We start from the raw sequence: 15,784 nt of genomic DNA, 5'->3' as shown, positions 1-15,784 counted from the left end.
GCCTTGAGCGCTTGGTTGCAGATGCCTGCGGCTATCCACCGCACCTCTGTTACCGTGTGCGCAGTTCCGTTTGGCACAGCGAAAGGCACGTGGTGCGTGTGCCGCGGTCCTCTGTAGAAGACACCGGGAGGCAACCGATGGACGCATTCTGGCATGCCATGCTCGAGGCCTTGCAAACCGAGTTCGCCGATGTCACCGACGAACGCGAGGTCGCCCGTATCTTGATTCGCCTGCTGATGGCGGCACTGCTGGGGGCGGTGCTGGGCTTCGAGCGCGAGAGCAAGGGCAAGGCGGCCGGGGTACGCACGCACATGCTGGTGTCGATGGGGGCGGCGTTGTTCGTGCTGGCGCCGAGCATGGCCGGTGCCGACGAGCAGGCGCTGAGCCGGGTAATCCAGGGCATCGTCGCCGGCATCGGTTTTCTTGGGGCGGGCACGATTCTCAAGGGCAACGGTCAGGACACCAGTCACGTCAAGGGCCTGACCACCGCCGCCGGGCTGTGGATGACCGCCGCCATCGGCACCGCCGCAGGCATGGGGCGCGAAGCCACTGCACTGGTGAGCACCGTACTGGCACTGCTGGTGCTGGCCAGCATGCCGCTGCTGGTGGACAAGGTCGAGGGCGAGGCGCGGGAGAAGAAGGACGGGGAGGACGAGGAGGGCAGGAAGCACTGAGGGGAGCCGAAGCTCCCCTCATAAGCGTTGTTGCTTGCTCTTTTCTTATTATTGGAGACGGGCCTGTTGTTGTTTTTGTCGGCGGTAGTCTCTGCATTGCGGGGCCCCCAACCGGGGCCAAGAGCAAACGTATTTTTTTGAGCGCTGACCTGCGTTCATCCAACGTGATCCAACCTTGACTGCCGCTACCTTGGAGGTAGTTTTATTGTTCTGTGTCAGGCTGCGGGGTCGGAACCCCTGGAAAGCACGTCGACTCCAAAAAAATCTGCTTGCTACGCCTCTGCCGTGTTGTTCTTGTTATGTCAGAGCCGTTTACTGTTGTTTTTATTGGGTATCGCGTTTTTTGTTCTTGTTATGCCAAAAGATATAGCAGGTGGCGTGCCAACTTTTGAAAACCATTTAAAATCAATAATATGGTGATTTTCAGGAGAAACCTGGCACGTGAAATTCTGTCGAATTGTTTCCCTGTTACCCGATTTTTTTCTGCAAAGCGTGTAGGCGGTAACACTCCGCCCACACCTGTGTGACACGCGTATGACTTAGCGCACGCCACGTGCCCGCGCCACCCGCGAACCGGTGGCGCGTCCGAGCACTTCGCTGATGCGCAGGCCAGCGGCGATCAGCTTGTCCAGGTCGATCCCGGTCTCGATGCCCAGCCCCTGCATCAGGTACACCACGTCCTCGCTGGCGACGTTGCCGGTGGCTCCCTTGGCGTACGGGCAACCGCCAAGGCCCGCCACCGAGCTGTCGAACACGCTGATGCCTTCCAGCAGGCTGGCATAGACGTTGGCCAGGGCCTGGCCATAGGTGTCGTGGAAGTGTCCGGCCAGCTGCTCGCGGGGTACCTGGGCCGCGACCACCTCGAACAGGCGGCGGGTGTCACCGGCGGTACCGGTGCCGATGGTGTCGCCCAGCGATACCTCATAGCAGCCCATGTCGTGCAGGGCGCGGGCCACCGGCGCGACCTGCTCGGCGCTGATGCGCCCCTCGTAGGGGCAGCCGAGGACGCAGGAGACATAACCGCGCACCCGTACACCCTGGCTGCGGGCGGCCTCCATGATCGGTTCGAAGCGCTTGAGGCTGTCGCTGATCGAGCAGTTGATGTTGCGCTGCGAGAAGGCTTCCGAGGCCGCCGCGAACACCGCCACTTCCTTCACCCCGGCGGCCAGGGCATCCTCGAAACCGCGCAGGTTGGGCGCCAGGGCCGCGTAGGTGACCCCTTCGCGCTGGCGGATGCCGGCGAAGACCTCGGCGGAGCCGGCCATCTGCGGCACCCACTTGGGCGAGACGAAACTGCCCACTTCGATGTAGCCGAGCCCGGCGTCGGTGAGGTCGTCCACCAATCGCACCTTGTCGGCGACGCTGATGGGCTGGGCTTCGTTCTGCAGGCCGTCGCGCGGGCCGACTTCGACCAGGCGGACATTCTTGGGCAATGACATGGCGGGCTTCCTGTGGCGGATCAACGGTGGGGGTGCGACGGATTCAGGGTGGCGGCCAGGGCCTGCTCGCAGCGCTCCTGGGCGGTGTCCAGCTCCAGGTGCATCTGTTGGATGTCGAGCATCTGCTGTTCAAGCTGGGCGCGGCGCTCGGCGATCTTGGCCAGCATGCTGGTGAGCTGCTTCTGGTTGCCGCTGGTGGGGTCGTAGAGTTCGATCAGTTCGCGGCACTCGGCCAGCGAGAAACCGATGCGCTTGCCCCGCAGGATCAGCTTGAGGGTGACCTTGTCGCGTGCCGAATAGATGCGCTCCAGGCCACGGCGCTCGGGGCTGAGCAGGCCCTGTTCCTCGTAGAAACGGATGGCACGGGTGGTGATGTCCAGCTCGCGGGACAGGTCGGAGATGCTGTAGGTCTGGCTGCTCATGCTTGGGCTCGGGGGAGGGAATGCGAGTAACCTAATGCCAGGTTGACGTTTACGTCAAGCAGGCTGCCAAGGGATTTGTCCCTCTATAGGAGCGGCCTTGTGCCGCGAAAGGGCCGCGCAGCGGCCCCAGGGTTTCAGCATTGACGCATCAATCGCCGGGGCCGCTCTGCGGCCCTATCGCGGCACAAGGCCGCTCCTACAGGGACTGCGCAAGTTCAGGGATGGAGAGACCTGCGGTATTCCTTGGGCGTCTGACCGTCGAGCCGCTTGAAAAACCGCGCAAAGTAGGTCGGATCGCTGAACCCCAGGCTGTCGGACAACTGGCCGATGCTCATGCGGGTATACGCCAGGTTGCGCCGCGCCTCGAGCAGCAGGCGCTGGTGGATCACCTGCAACGCCGATTGCCCGGCCAGCGCACGGCACAGTTGGTTCAGCTGCAGGCTGGTGATGCCCAGCCGGCTGGCGAAGGCGTCCACGGCAAGGTGCTCGCGGTAATGCGCTTCGATCAGGCGCAGGTAACGCCCCAGCAGTTGCTGGTCCCGTTCGTCCTGGTTACGCGCGGGCAAGGCCTGCTGCTGGCGGTGGATCCAGACCATCAGCGCGGTGACCAGCGCCTGCAGCATGGGCCCTCGTGCCGGCGCGTTGCCCTGGTACTCCTGTTGCAGCGTGTCGATCAGCCCGTGCAGGCGCAGGCGGTCCTGGCCCAGCGGGTAACAGCGGGCGGCCGTCAGTACGCTCAAGGGCGCGCCGAGGCGCTGTTCCAGGTCGACGACAAGGGCCGTGCCGAAGGTCAGCACATGCCCCTGGATATCGGCGCTGAAGCGAAAACCGTGCACGGTGAGCGGCGGCACCACCTGGATCGCCGCCTCGCGAATCACCCGGCGCTCGCCCTCGATCTCCACCTGGGCCTCGCCCCGTTGCACATAAAGAAGCTGGAACAGTTCGGCATGCCGATGCGGCTTGATTTCCCAATGGTGCAGGCGGCTGCGCGCCGGGATCGACTCGCAGTGCAGCAGGTCGGTGTCCGGCCAGGCGTGATGTTCGCCGTACAGTTGGAATAGCGGGATACCGGGGAGAGGGGTGTGCATGAGAGGCTGTCCGTTAATCGAACGATTTTTTTAAAAGTGCAGTTCTTGTCACGGATATCACACGTTTCGCGCCAGGTTCGCCAGTAAAAATACAGGTGCAAACCCTAACAGCAGATGTGCGGCCACTGCCAGTACCGGCCGGCATCGTCATCGCGAGACAACAACAATGAAGACTCAGGTTGCAATCATCGGCGCCGGCCCCTCCGGCCTGCTGCTGGGCCAACTGCTGCACCGTGCGGGCATCGACACGCTGATCGTCGAACGCCAGACCCCGGACTATGTGTTGGGGCGCATCCGCGCCGGCGTGCTCGAGCAAGGCACGGTCGACCTGCTGCGCGAAGCCGGGGTGGCCGAGCGCATGGACCGTGAAGGGCTGGTGCATGAAGGTGTCGAACTGCTGGTCAATGGCCGTCGCCAGCGCCTCGACCTGAAGGCGCTGACCGGCGGCAAGACAGTGATGGTGTACGGCCAGACCGAGGTTACCCGTGACCTGATGCAGGCGCGCCAGGCCAGCGGGGCGCCGATCATCTATTCGGCGGACAATGTCCGGCCCCATGCCATCGACAGCGAGCGGCCCTACCTGACCTTCGACAAGGACGGTCGGCAGCACCGGGTCGACTGCGACTACATCGCCGGCTGCGACGGCTTCCACGGTGTGGCACGCCAGAGCATCCCGGCCGACGTGCTGAAGGTGTACGAGCGGGTCTACCCGTTCGGCTGGCTGGGGCTGTTGGCCGACACCCCACCGGTCAACCACGAGCTGATCTATGCCCACCATGAACGCGGCTTCGTCCTGTGCAGCCAGCGCTCTCAGACCCGCAGCCGCTATTACCTGCAGGTGCCCTTGCAGGAGCGGGTGGAGGACTGGTCCGACGCGCGCTTCTGGGATGAACTCAAGGCGCGCCTGCCGGCTGAGGTGGCCGCGCAGTTGGTCACGGGACCCGCGCTGGAGAAGAGCATCGCGCCGCTGCGCAGCCATGTGCTCGAGCCCATGCAGCATGGCCGACTGTTCCTGGTCGGTGACGCCGCCCATATTGTCCCGCCCACCGGCGCGAAGGGCCTGAACCTGGCGGCGTCGGACGTCAACTACCTGTACCGGATCCTGGTCAAGGTGTACCGCGAGGGTCGCACCGACCTGCTGGCCGAGTACTCGCCGATGGCCTTGCGACGGGTGTGGAAGGGCGAGCGTTTCAGCTGGTTCATGACCCGGCTGCTGCATGATTTCGGCGAGCACCAGGACGACTGGGACCGCAAGATGCAGGAGGCCGACCGCGAGTATTACCTCGGTTCGCCGGCCGGGCTGGCCAACATCGCCGAGAACTACGTGGGGTTGCCGTTCGAGGCCGTGCAATAACGCAACTGCTGTGTGCTCCGCTTGCCGCCAAGCCCCCTGAAATGATGCGCGGCGCAGTTGCCATTAATAAGCCACTATGCAACTGTTTCACTGCCAGCAGTTGTCTCAGGCCGGCACGATCGTAATGGCTGATTACACTGTGGAAATCGCCACACGGGGAGTACCTGGGATGGGCTGCGCGTTGATGGGGCATGCGGCGGGGCTTGCGTCTGCACGGAGCAGGCGTTCATGAACAACCGTGGCCGGAGTATCTCCCTGCAATGGCTGGTGGCGCTGGCGATCATGCTCGGCATGCTGGCGCTCGGCGCGGCCTTGGCCTGGCAGGGCTACCTGGGCGTGCGCCAGACGCTGGTGGCCGCCGCCGGCGATGCCGCCCAGCAGGTCGGCCGGACCATCGACGAGCGTGCCCGGCGCCTGGTCGACCCGGTGCAGAGCAGTATCCGCCTGCTGGCCTTCGATGCCTCTGCGGGCGCCATGGCGCAGCACCTGGAGCGGCTGCCACAGCTGGTCGAGAGCTTGCGTGCCAACCGCATGCTCAGCGCTGCCTACCTTGGCTACCCCAATGGCGAGTTCCTGCTGGTCCGCCGGCTGCGCGACCCGCAGTTGCTGCAGCGCTTCGCGGCACCGGCAGGCACGGCGTTCCTGGTGCAGACCGTCAGCCTGGGCGAAGACGGCGCGTTGCACGGTGAGTGGCGTTTCTACGACCGGGCGATGACCCTGCTATTGCAACAGTCCAAACCGGACTACCGTTATGATCCGCGCCAGCGGCCCTGGTTCGTCGAAGCCTCTGCGCAATCCACCACCGTGCTTACCCGCCCTTATGTGTTCTTCACCACCCGCGAGATCGGCCTGACCATGGCCCAGCGCAGCGTCGACGGCGCAGCGGTGATCGGGATGGACGTCTCGGTGACCGACCTGGCCAGCGAGAGCCGTGACCTGCGCATGACGGCCGGCACCGAGATCGCCGTGGTCGATGATCAGGGCAGCGTGGTGGCCTACCCGGACCTGCAGCGGGTGATCGTCCGCGAGGGCGAGGCGGTGCGCCTGTCGCGCATCGATGAACTGGGCATTGCCAGCCTCGCGCGGATCCATGCCGATGCCCTCCAGGGTACCCGGCCACAGCCCTACCAGGTCGAGGGGAAGACCTGGTACGGCATGCGCGTGCCGTTGACCACCGTGGCCGGGCAGGACCTGCAGGTGCTGATCGCCGTGCCGGCCCATGAACTGCTGGCCGGCGCGCGCCAGGTGTTGTTTGAGCAACTGCTCTGGGCCGCCGCGCTGGCGGCGGTGTTGCTGTTGCTCGGCGGCTTGCTTGGCCGGCGCATCGGCCTTCCGCTGCGGCGACTCACGGAACAGGTGCAGGGTCTGGCCGGTTTCGATTTCAGCCGCGAGGTGGGGGTGCTCTCACGGGTGTCGGAGGTGCGTGAACTGAGCCGGGTGCTTAGCCGCATGTCCGGCACCATTCGCAACTTCCAGGCGATCACCCTCACGCTCAGCCGCGAGACCCAGCTCGAGCGCATGCTCGACGGCGTGCTCAACCACTTGGTGGCCGCCGCCAGCGCCAGTGCCGGCGCGGTGTACCTGTATGACGCCGACAACGCGCGCCTGCGCCTGGCCGCGGCCTGCCGGGCCCAGGACTATCCGGCCGAGCTGGCGGTCGGCGAAGGCGACCACCAGGACCTGGCCAGCACCGTGACCCAGGCCCTGTCGCTGCAAGGGCGCAGCCTGGCGGTGGTGCTCAACGACCGCGGCCAGTCGCTCCTCGGCATCCTGGTGCTGCAACTGGAAGACGAACACGCCGGGCAGGCGTTCCGGCGCTTCGTCGAGGAGCTGTCCGGCGCCGCCGCCGTGGCCATCGAGACCCGCCAGCTGGCCGAGGCCCAGCAGCGCCTGCTGGATGCCATGATCAAGCTGCTGGCCGATGCCATCGATGCCAAGAGCCCCTATACCGGCGGCCATTGCGAACGGGTGCCGGAGCTGGCGCAGATGCTCCTGGACCAGGCCGTGCTGGCCGACAGCGGCCCCTATGCCGGCTTCAGCATGAACGAGGCCGAGCGCTACGAGTTTCGCGTGGCCGCCTGGCTGCACGACTGCGGCAAGATCACCAGCCCCGAATACGTGGTGGACAAGGCGACCAAGCTCGAGACCCTGTACAACCGTGTCCACGAGGTACGGATGCGCTTCGAGGTGCTCTGGCGCGACGCCGAGATCGCCTACTGGCAAGGCGTGGCCAACGGTGATGACGAGCCGTTGTTGCGCCAGGCACTGGAGCAGTGCCGGGCCGAGTTGCAGGACGAATTTGCCTTCGTCGCCCACGCCAATATCGGCGGCGAGTTCATGCAGGAGGCCGACATCGAGCGCCTGCGCCGCATTGGCCAGCGCCGCTGGCTGCGGCACTTCGACAACCGTCTGGGCATCTCCCGCGACGAGGCCGCGCGCTTCGCCGACACGCCACCGGCGCCCTTGCCGGTGGAGGAGCCGCTGCTTGCCGACCGCGACGAGCACCAGGTGCCCTGGGGACCGCGCAAGCCACCGGTGGCCAAGGACGACCCGCGCAATCACTGGGGTTTCGACATGCGCCTGCCGGCCCATGCCAGCAACCACGGCGAGCTGTACAACCTGTCGATCCGCCGTGGCACGCTCAACGACGAAGAGCGTTTCAAGATCAACGAGCACATCGTGCAGACCATCATCATGCTCAGCGCCTTGCCGTTTCCGCGTCAGCTGCGGCGGGTGCCGGCGATTGCCGGCAACCACCACGAGAAGATGGACGGCAGCGGCTATCCGCGCAGGCTCGGCAAGGATGCGTTGGGCATCCCCGAGCGGGTGATGGCGATCGCCGACATCTTCGAGGCGCTGACCGCGGCGGACAGGCCCTACAAGGCGCCGAAGACCCTGTCCGAGTCGGTGAAGATCCTGGTGTCAATGGCGCGGGACAACCATGTCGACGGGCAGTTGCTGCGGTTGTTCCTCAGCACCGGCGTGTATCGTCAGTATGCCGATCAGTTCCTGCGCCCCGAGCAGATCGACGAGGTGGACGTGGCCTATTGGCTGGCGCAGCTGTAGGTGCATCAGACCCTCAGCAGCAGGTGCTCGCGCTCCCAGGCGCTGATCACCTGCCGGTAGTTGTGCAGCTCGGTGCGCTTGACCGCCACATACCCGCGCACGAAGCGCTCGCCCAGGTACTCCCCGAGCAGCTCGCAACCCTCAAGCCGCGTCAGCGCCTCGTCCAGTGTGGCCGGCAGGCGCAAGCCGCCACGGTCGTAGGAGCGCCCCTGCACGGGTGCGCTGGGCGCCACCTGTTCGAGCAGGCCGAGATAGCCGCATAGCAGGCTGGCGGCCATGGCCAGGTAGGGATTGGCATCGGCGCCGGGCAAGCGGTTCTCCACGCGCAGGGCGGCCGCTGTCGCGGTAGGCACGCGCAGGCCCACGGTGCGGTTTTCTTCGCCCCATTCGACATTGACCGGGGCACAGGCGTCGGGCAGGAAACGGCGGTAGGAATTCACGTTCGGGGCGAGCAGCGCCAGTGCCTGGGGCAGGTACTTCTGCAAGCCGCCGATGTAGTGCAGCAACCGATCGCTCGGAGTGCCGTGGGCGCTGGCGAAAAGGTTGGCGCCGGTGGCCCTGTCCAGCACGCTCTGGTGGATGTGCATCGAGCTGCCGGGTTCATGGGCGATCGGTTTGGCCATGAAGGTCGCGCTGATGCCGTGCTGCAGCGCTGCTTCGCGCAAGGTGCGCTTGAACACGATCAACTGGTCGGCCAGGCGCAGCGGGTCGCCATGGTGGAAGTTGACTTCCATCTGCGCAGGACCGCTTTCGTGGACCAGCGTGTCCAGGTCCAGGCCCTGGACGGCGCACCAGTGGTAGACGTCCTCGAACAGCCGGGCGAATTCATGGGTGGCCTCGATGGAGAAACTCTGCCGGCCGCTCTCCGCCCGACCCGAACGGCCCTCGGGGGCTTCCAGCGGCAGGTCCGGGTCATGGCTGCGCTTGGTCAGGTAGAACTCCAGCTCCGGCGCCACCACCGGTTGCCAGCCACTGTCGCTGTACAGGGCCAGCACGCGCTTGAGCACATTGCGCGGCGACAGCCCGATGGGCTGGCCGTGCCGGTCGAAGCTGTCGTGGATGACCATGGCGGTCGGTTCCGCCAGCCACGGTAGGCGGTAGACGGCATGGGCAGCGGGTCGGCAGTGCATGTCGATGCCGGCCTCGTCCAGCAGCGCGTAGAAGACCTCGTCGTCGACGAAGTCGCCGGTCACCGTCTGCAGCAGCACGCTCTCCGGCAGGCGCATGCCGCCTTCGTCGAGGAAACGGTCGAGGGAGGCAACCTTGCCGCGGACGATGCCGGAAAAGTCGCTGATCACGCATTCGACCTCGCAGATGCCCTGTTGCCTGAGCCGTTGCACCAGTTGTTCGGCGGGGGTGTTCATACCAACCTCGGAAGGGGACATGGTTTCATCCTGAAGGCCAGCCCGCACATGAGCGCCGGGCTGGCTCGCCACTTAGAACATCACGCCGGTCTCGACCAGGGCACGGACCTGATCCTGTTGCTCGCCGCGACCACCGAACGCGGCGCCGTCGTCGCCACCGAGCGTCTTGACGTAGGCCAGCTCACCGCGGGCGAAGAACGCGCCGCTGCGGTAGGTGGGCGTGGCGGTCAGCGACCAGGCGCCGGACCCTGGCCCGTAGAGCAGGTTGGTCGGCGCGCAGTCGTCCTGCGTGCAGGTGCCGCCCTGGCTGTCGATGTACTCGGCGCGCAGGCCCAGGGCCCAGTGCTCGTCGAAGCTGTACTTGCCCAGCACGGCGGCGCCATAGCTCTCGGCGGCGGCGTCGATTCCGATGTCGCGCTGGCGCTCGATGCGGGTGTATTGCAGGTAGGGGCTGAGGCTGAAGTCGCCGTCGCTGTGGGTGTAGATCAGGTTGTAGACCTGGCTGTTGTTCTGCGCGGTGGGCGTGGCCACCGTGGACTTGTCGTTGCTGGAGAAGTTGCCCGCGCCGATGACGGTCAGGGTATTTTCGGCATCCAGCACGTAGGCGAGCGAGCCGCTGACCCAGTTGTACTTGCCGGAATAGAAACCATCGTTGACCGAGACGCTGGCGCTGACCTGCTCATGGGCATAGTTGAGCTGCAGGCCGCGGCTGATCGCCGGTTCCTGGTTCCACAGCAGGCCGCGCTGGATGTTGATGTTCTGGAAGGTGAAGGTCGACTCCGCGCCGATCAGCGTGGGCAAGGCCCCGGCCATGATCGAGAAGCGCTCGCCCAGGGGCGCCTTGAGGTAGGCCACCGGCAGGTTGCCGTAGAGTTCGTCGGCGGCCTTGCTTGATTTCATGTAGGCACTGCCCAGTGACGGCAACGCGTAGGCGCCGGCCTGCAGATAGAACTGCAGCGGCCCCTCGGTGGTCTGCAGCTCGACCTGGGCGTTACTCAAGTCGGCGCGTGAGGTCTCGTTGCCGTTGCCGGGGGCGTCCACCACGTGGTTCTGCCAGATCCCGAGGCCAGTCAGTTGTCCGCTGACGTGCACCTTGCCAAGGGGGCCGGCGTCTAGCGCGTACGGGTTGGGATTGGAGGGCAGGGTGCTGGCGATCGAAGGGGAGGCCAGCGGCTCGGCCAGCACGGGGGTGGTGACGAACAGTGTTGCAATACTTGCCTGGATGGCGCGAAGCAGGGGATTCACGTACAGCGTCATGTTGCACTCTCGATACTCCGAAGACCTGGCAAAGGGTATTGAGTTGCGTATCAAGTTGCTGTCGGTTTGCTGTTCGTCGGCGTAAAGAGTTGATAAAGCGTGGCGGGCACAATCGGCCCGCCACCGCTCCCACAAAATCTGTCAGGACGGTTGGGTCGCCAGGCGATTGCTGACGCTGCGCCCCAGCACCAGCACCGTGACAAAGCCGCAGCCCACCAGCGCTGTGGCCAGGCTGAACAGCACCGCGCTGCCCATCTGGTCGACGATTCGCCCACCGAAGAACGAACCCAGGGCGATGATCACCTGGAACATGGCGACGAACAGCGGCATCCCGCGCTCCACATCCTTGGGCGCCACGACGAACATCCAGATGCTGGCGCAGGCCGGGAAGGCGCCGAAGGCGAAGCCCCACAGCGCGATCAGCATCGCCGCGCCGGTGAGGTTGGTGGCGAAGTAGGGGAACAGCGCGGTGCCGACGCCGATCATCAAGGCAACCAGCATCAGGGTGTAGCGCACGCTCTGGTTGGCGGCGAAACCGGCGAAGACATTGCCCAGCACCCCGGCCACGCCGTAGAGCAGCAACAGCGAGCCGATCATCGGCCCGTCGAAGCCGGCGTTGTGCTTGAAGAACGGCGCGACGTAGGTGTACGCGGCAAAGTGCGCCAGGCCGATCAGCAACACCGCGATCAGGCCGACCCGTGCCTGTGGGTTGATGAACAGCGCTGGCAAGTCGCTGATGCGGATGGCCTTCTCCGGGTTGAGCCGCGGCAGCAGCAGGACCTGCGCCAGCAGCACCGGCACGCCGACCAGCGCGGTGACCAGGAAGGTCATGCGCCAGCCCATGAGCCCGCTCAGCCAGGTACCCACGGGCACGCCGAGCACGGTGGCCAAGGTCACGCCCACCATGATGATCGAGGTGGCCTGGGCCACGCCCACGCCCTTGGGCGCCAGGCGGCCGCTCAGGGCGATCGCGGTCGCCCAGAAGCCACCGATACTGATGCCCAGCAGTACCCGGCCGAACAGCAGCAGGCCGAAGTCGGTGGCGTAGGCCACCACGGCGTTGGCGACGATCATGATCAGGGTCAGGGCGATCAGCAGGTAGCGTCGGTCGAGGGCACCGATGCCCACCGACAGCAAGGGCGCGGCCAGGGCCGCCATGATGCCGGGCAGGGTCACCATCAGGCCGGCCTGGCCTGCGCTGATGCCGAGGTCGGCGGCGACATCGTTGAGCACGCCCACCGGCAGGAACTCGCTGGTCACCAGGGCGAAGGCACCCACGGCGACCGATAGAATCGCCAGCCACTGCTGACGGACGCTCTGCTGGCTGTGTTCGGGTGGGCTGTGGGGGGACGGGTTGGGGCTTGGCATGGTGCGGGCTTCCATAGGGGACTGTCGCCTGGGACAGGCGCTGCAGCGAGGGGAAAACGGGGAGGCGATTATAGGGGGTGGATTTTGCAGCTCGACAGGCAGGCGGCTTGATAGTAATCATCAGTGGGATCGATGGGTGGCTTGGGGTAGAGCGTTTGCCATCCCTCTCAAGGTTTTGCGATTGTTGGGATATGACTGCTCAATTCAAGATTGCCGGGGTCGCTTTGCGACCCTTTCCGGCCGGTCCGACGCCTCGGCAAGGCCGCTCCTACAGGGGGTACGCGATCCCTGTAGGAGCGGCCTCGTGCCGCGAAAGGGCTGCAAAGCAGCCCCAGTGACGCTGACTGAAAGGCATCACAATTTTCCACCTGCACAGAAGGACATATGACAGAGGCATATCAAGGAAGCTGCCTGTGCGCAGCGATCAGTTACGAGCTGCTCACGCCACCCAAGGCCGTGAGTCATTGTCACTGCAGCCAGTGCCGCAAAGGCCACGGGGCTGCGTTCGCGTCATACGCCAGTGTGCCACGCAGCGCACTTCGAATACTTCGCGGGGCCGACAGCATCAAGGCCTACGCCTCTTCGCAGACAGTGCTACGCGAGTTCTGCGGGGCGTGTGGCTCGACGTTGTTCTGGTCACGATCCGAAGGTGAGTTCGCCGACTGGATCTCTATCGCGCTGGGTACACTTGATACAGCGTTCCAGCCACGCAAGCAAAAGCACGTTTACATCGATGCTGCGGTGCCCTGGTATACGCCATCCCGTTATTGTCCCGAGGCCGACTGACGGCTTGCATCGCCGGAATGGGGTATGTTGTTGCCTCTGCGCTTGCTTACTGGCCTGTCATGACTGCTTGAGTATTCGATGCTGATTTCCACACTTTCCAACGGTCGATTCATAACGCAATCGCTCCAGGCCGAACCCTGTGTGCCATGGTGGAGCTTTACCAAGACGGTGTTGGCCGCGACCGCCCTGACTCTGGTGCGCGACCGACGACTCGCCCTGGATGCTTCGCTTCCTGAAACCACGTACACCTTGCGTCAGCTTCTGCGTCACGAGGCGGGCCTCGCTGAGTATGGCGAGCTTCCCGCGTGGTCCGCGGATGAGCGGATGCTTGCGCCCAGCTTGGATTCTCACAAGATCAGCGGTACATAGACAACTTGGTCGCGCCCTCCCTGTTTGGCTGCGTACAGTGCGCTGTCGGCGCGCCGTAGTGCATCATCGATCTGCTCGCTATCGGCGACTAAAGTACATCCCACACTGAGACTCACCCTCAGCGAACCGCTGGAGAGTTGCATCGGTCTGCTGCCAACGAGCAGGCGCACGCGCTCCGCGATCCGCACCAGCTCGTCACCATCCTTTACCCGCAGCAATGCGACGAATTCCTCACCGCCCTGGCGTACCAGCAAATCCTCCGGACGAAGGGCAGCTCGCAGACGACGGGCACACTCGCAAAGCACCTGGTCACCGTCAGCATGACCGTACTTGTCGTTTACAGACTTGAAGTGGTCAAGGTCCGCATACAGAGTACCCAACTGCAGACCTTTCTCTTTTGCCAAACGGCGTTCACGATCCTGGAAGGCGGCCAACGCGCCGCGGTTCCATAGCTGTGTTAGCGGATCAAGCAAAGCCTTGCGTTGCTCACGGTCCATTTCAAGCCGTAAGTCGTGGTTGGTCTGTATCAAGCTGCGTAGTTGCAGATAACCCTCTGCGAGCGTGGCCAAGTCTCTGAAGTTGGCCTGCTGGGCCTCACTTAGCAGGCGTGGGCGAGGGTCGAACATACATAGCGTTCCGATCGCTTTGCCGTTTCCGGCACGCAAGGGGTGACCGGCGTAGAAGCGGATGTAGGGGGCGCCAAGTACCAGCGGATTGTCGGCGAATCGCGAATCGCACTCGGCGTTTGCCACCAGCAGGGTGTCGTCACCCAGAATGGCGTAGCCGCAGAAGGACACATTGCGCGGAGTCTCGTTTACGTCTAGCCCAATCCTGGCCTTGAACCATTGCCGATCGTGATCAATCAGGCTGATCAGCACAGTATCCACGTGCGCCACTTCTTGAGTGAGCCGCACCAGCGTATCGAGGTAATGCTCAGCCGGTGTATCCAGTACATTCATTTCATCGAGGGTCCGCTGGCGCAACGTTTCGTCAGTCGGTATGGGACAAGCCGGCATGTCTTTTCTCCAGTCCATGGGGGTAGCGTCTCCACAAGGTAAGGTTTGACGCCGAGACTGAATTTACTCTAGACAGTTGAATGGATAAGGTCGAAACCATCAGTCGCCAAGGGTTATCCCGTTTGGTACTTGTCCCAGAGCTTGTTCCGGAATCGCCCTCCTGGATCGACTTGTGCTTTAAGTGCTAACAGACGGCGCGCGTTTGGGTAGGCGCTTGAGAACTGCTCCTGCGTTGCATGCAGTTGGTAGGGAAGATAGTAGGTACCGCCAAACAACAGCGCAGCGTTGATGAGTTCGCGTGTCCACACGCCAACGGCCTCGCGATCATCCACCCCGACGCGCTGCCAATAATAGAGCACGAATGAAAACACTTCTTCGCGTGCCCAGGACAGCAACGAGTCGGGGGCGGCCGGAGCGTGTCGGATGGAGATATTGACGGCGTCAACCCTGTGCGCCTGAAGGATGGCGGCCATTTGCGTTACGAACGCATTGAACTGTGTCACTGGCACAAAATATTCTTGCAACGCATAGGTACTGTTTCGGGTTGCAATGGGGCCAAGCGAAGCGACATCCGCACTGGCCTCGTAGTTGCGCCGTACGACCGGTTGATTGAGATAACGCAGTGGATCGACCACATCCTTGCGAATCATTGGGCCACCGGGAAGCTTGGTCACACTCCACATGACGGTCTGGTTGATCTTGTACGACTGCCCCGGCGCCACCAGTCTTTCCTCGACGGTCAACGCTTTGTCCGAGGCACGCCAAGTGACGGAAGTAGCCACGTCGAAATAAGGGGGGGCCAAATCGGCATTATGCAGGACAGCCTGTTCGTTCTCGCGGACTTGCTCATTGAAAAAACGCGGGTAATCAGCAACTGGCATGCGGCGTACCTGACGTTCCATTGTGATGTTGGACGCAAGGTCCAGCTCGACCTCAGTGATCACCCCCATTGCACCATAGCCACCGATAGCAGCGTAGAACAGGTCGGAATTTGCGCTGCGGGACGCTTCTACTACCGAACCGTCCGCTAGCACCAGCTGCAGAGAACGCACCGAGTTGATGACCGGACCTGCGCCGACATAGCGTCCATGAGCATTGACTGACAGCGATCCGCCGACGGTGAAGTTGGCATAACTCTGCATGATTTTTATCGAGAGGTCGTCCGGGTCTATGACCGACTGCAGGTCACGCCAACGCATCCCTGTTTGCACGCGCATGACTCTGCTCTCAGGCGAATATCGGATCACCTGATTAAACTGACGCATGTCGAGGTGCAGGCTGTTTTCGGTAGCAATCTGCCCCCCCATACTATAGCGGCCACCACCGATGCTGACTGGGCCTGACGACATCGCGAGCGCCCGCTGTATTTCGCCCGTAGTGCGAGGTGCGAGCAAACGATTGACCCAAATCGGATTGAGCATCGTCACATCGTTCACCAAGACGCCCGATGGTGCCGCCCATGACGACCACGGTGAAAGCACACTGACGGCAATCCCGGTCATCCCGGCCTGGAGTAGATGGCGCCGAGTGAGAGTAGGCGACGACTCTGAAACGGCGTGCTGTTGCGTACTGTCGATCAAT

Annotated in this window: 12 protein-coding genes and 1 pseudogene; 5 read left to right on the top strand and 8 right to left on the bottom strand. The window is 63.8% G+C overall.

Annotated elements, in window-relative coordinates:
* Window positions 1–137 precede the first annotated feature (137 nt).
* A complete protein-coding gene (locus tag V0R62_RS03665) occupies window positions 138–674 on the top strand; it encodes an MgtC/SapB family protein (RefSeq protein WP_330102791.1) in 537 nt (178 codons plus the stop codon).
* Between the two features lie 539 nt (window positions 675–1,213).
* Here V0R62_RS03665 and V0R62_RS03660 read toward each other — a convergent pair.
* The 3 genes from V0R62_RS03660 to V0R62_RS03650 all read right to left on the bottom strand — a co-directional run bounded on the left by V0R62_RS03660 (window position 1,214) and on the right by V0R62_RS03650 (window position 3,623).
* Window positions 1,214–2,113: a hydroxymethylglutaryl-CoA lyase gene (locus tag V0R62_RS03660; RefSeq protein ID WP_330102790.1), complete on the bottom strand. Its 900-nt coding sequence runs from the start codon at window positions 2,111–2,113 to the stop codon at window positions 1,214–1,216.
* Between the two features lie 20 nt (window positions 2,114–2,133).
* A complete protein-coding gene (locus V0R62_RS03655) occupies window positions 2,134–2,535 on the bottom strand; it encodes a MerR family transcriptional regulator (RefSeq protein ID WP_028692177.1) in 402 nt (133 codons plus the stop codon).
* A 215-nt stretch (window positions 2,536–2,750) separates the two neighbouring features.
* Window positions 2,751–3,623, bottom strand: coding sequence for a helix-turn-helix domain-containing protein (locus V0R62_RS03650; RefSeq protein ID WP_330102789.1), 873 nt, complete (start codon window positions 3,621–3,623; stop codon window positions 2,751–2,753).
* 166 nt (window positions 3,624–3,789) lie between these two features.
* On the opposite strand from V0R62_RS03650, the gene pobA reads away from it, so the two are divergent.
* On the top strand, window positions 3,790–4,977 hold the full coding sequence (pobA, locus tag V0R62_RS03645; protein ID WP_330102788.1) for a 4-hydroxybenzoate 3-monooxygenase: 1,188 nt from the start codon (window positions 3,790–3,792) through the stop codon (window positions 4,975–4,977).
* A 228-nt stretch (window positions 4,978–5,205) separates the two neighbouring features.
* A complete protein-coding gene (locus tag V0R62_RS03640) occupies window positions 5,206–8,043 on the top strand; it encodes an HD domain-containing phosphohydrolase (protein WP_330102787.1) in 2,838 nt (945 codons plus the stop codon).
* A 5-nt stretch (window positions 8,044–8,048) separates the two neighbouring features.
* On the opposite strand, the gene V0R62_RS03635 is transcribed toward V0R62_RS03640, so the two are convergent.
* The 3 genes from V0R62_RS03635 to V0R62_RS03625 form a co-directional block, all read right to left on the bottom strand.
* On the bottom strand, window positions 8,049–9,407 hold the full coding sequence (locus V0R62_RS03635; protein WP_330102845.1) for a glutamine synthetase family protein: 1,359 nt from the start codon (window positions 9,405–9,407) through the stop codon (window positions 8,049–8,051).
* Window positions 9,408–9,479: 72 nt separating this feature from the next.
* Window positions 9,480–10,664: an outer membrane beta-barrel protein gene (locus V0R62_RS03630; protein ID WP_330102786.1), complete on the bottom strand. Its 1,185-nt coding sequence runs from the start codon at window positions 10,662–10,664 to the stop codon at window positions 9,480–9,482.
* Between the two features lie 141 nt (window positions 10,665–10,805).
* Complete coding sequence (locus V0R62_RS03625) at window positions 10,806–12,032, bottom strand: MFS transporter (protein WP_330102785.1); 1,227 nt, start codon at window positions 12,030–12,032, stop codon at window positions 10,806–10,808.
* 384 nt (window positions 12,033–12,416) lie between these two features.
* On the opposite strand from V0R62_RS03625, the gene V0R62_RS03620 reads away from it, so the two are divergent.
* Both V0R62_RS03620 and V0R62_RS03615 read left to right on the top strand, forming a co-directional pair.
* Complete coding sequence (locus tag V0R62_RS03620; RefSeq protein WP_330102784.1) at window positions 12,417–12,818, top strand: GFA family protein; 402 nt, start codon at window positions 12,417–12,419, stop codon at window positions 12,816–12,818.
* A gap of 78 nt (window positions 12,819–12,896) precedes the next feature.
* Window positions 12,897–13,145 (top strand): annotated as a pseudogene (locus V0R62_RS03615) (serine hydrolase); the annotation flags it as partial.
* A 20-nt stretch (window positions 13,146–13,165) separates the two neighbouring features.
* Here V0R62_RS03615 and V0R62_RS03610 read toward each other — a convergent pair.
* Together V0R62_RS03610 and V0R62_RS03605 are read right to left on the bottom strand one after the other, a co-directional pair.
* Window positions 13,166–14,203 (bottom strand): GGDEF domain-containing protein, encoded by a 1,038-nt coding sequence (locus V0R62_RS03610; RefSeq protein ID WP_330102844.1) that lies wholly within the window; start codon window positions 14,201–14,203, stop codon window positions 13,166–13,168.
* A 113-nt stretch (window positions 14,204–14,316) separates the two neighbouring features.
* Window positions 14,317–15,624: an FAD-binding oxidoreductase gene (locus V0R62_RS03605; protein WP_330102782.1), complete on the bottom strand. Its 1,308-nt coding sequence runs from the start codon at window positions 15,622–15,624 to the stop codon at window positions 14,317–14,319.
* Between the last annotated feature and the right edge of the window lie 160 nt (window positions 15,625–15,784).

Origin of the sequence: Pseudomonas carassii (assembly GCF_036324045.1) — a bacterium.
GTDB lineage: Bacteria > Pseudomonadota > Gammaproteobacteria > Pseudomonadales > Pseudomonadaceae > Aquipseudomonas > Aquipseudomonas peradeniyensis.
Note: the sequence above shows the minus strand (reverse complement) of the source record. Positions and strands in the feature narration are given on the sequence as shown.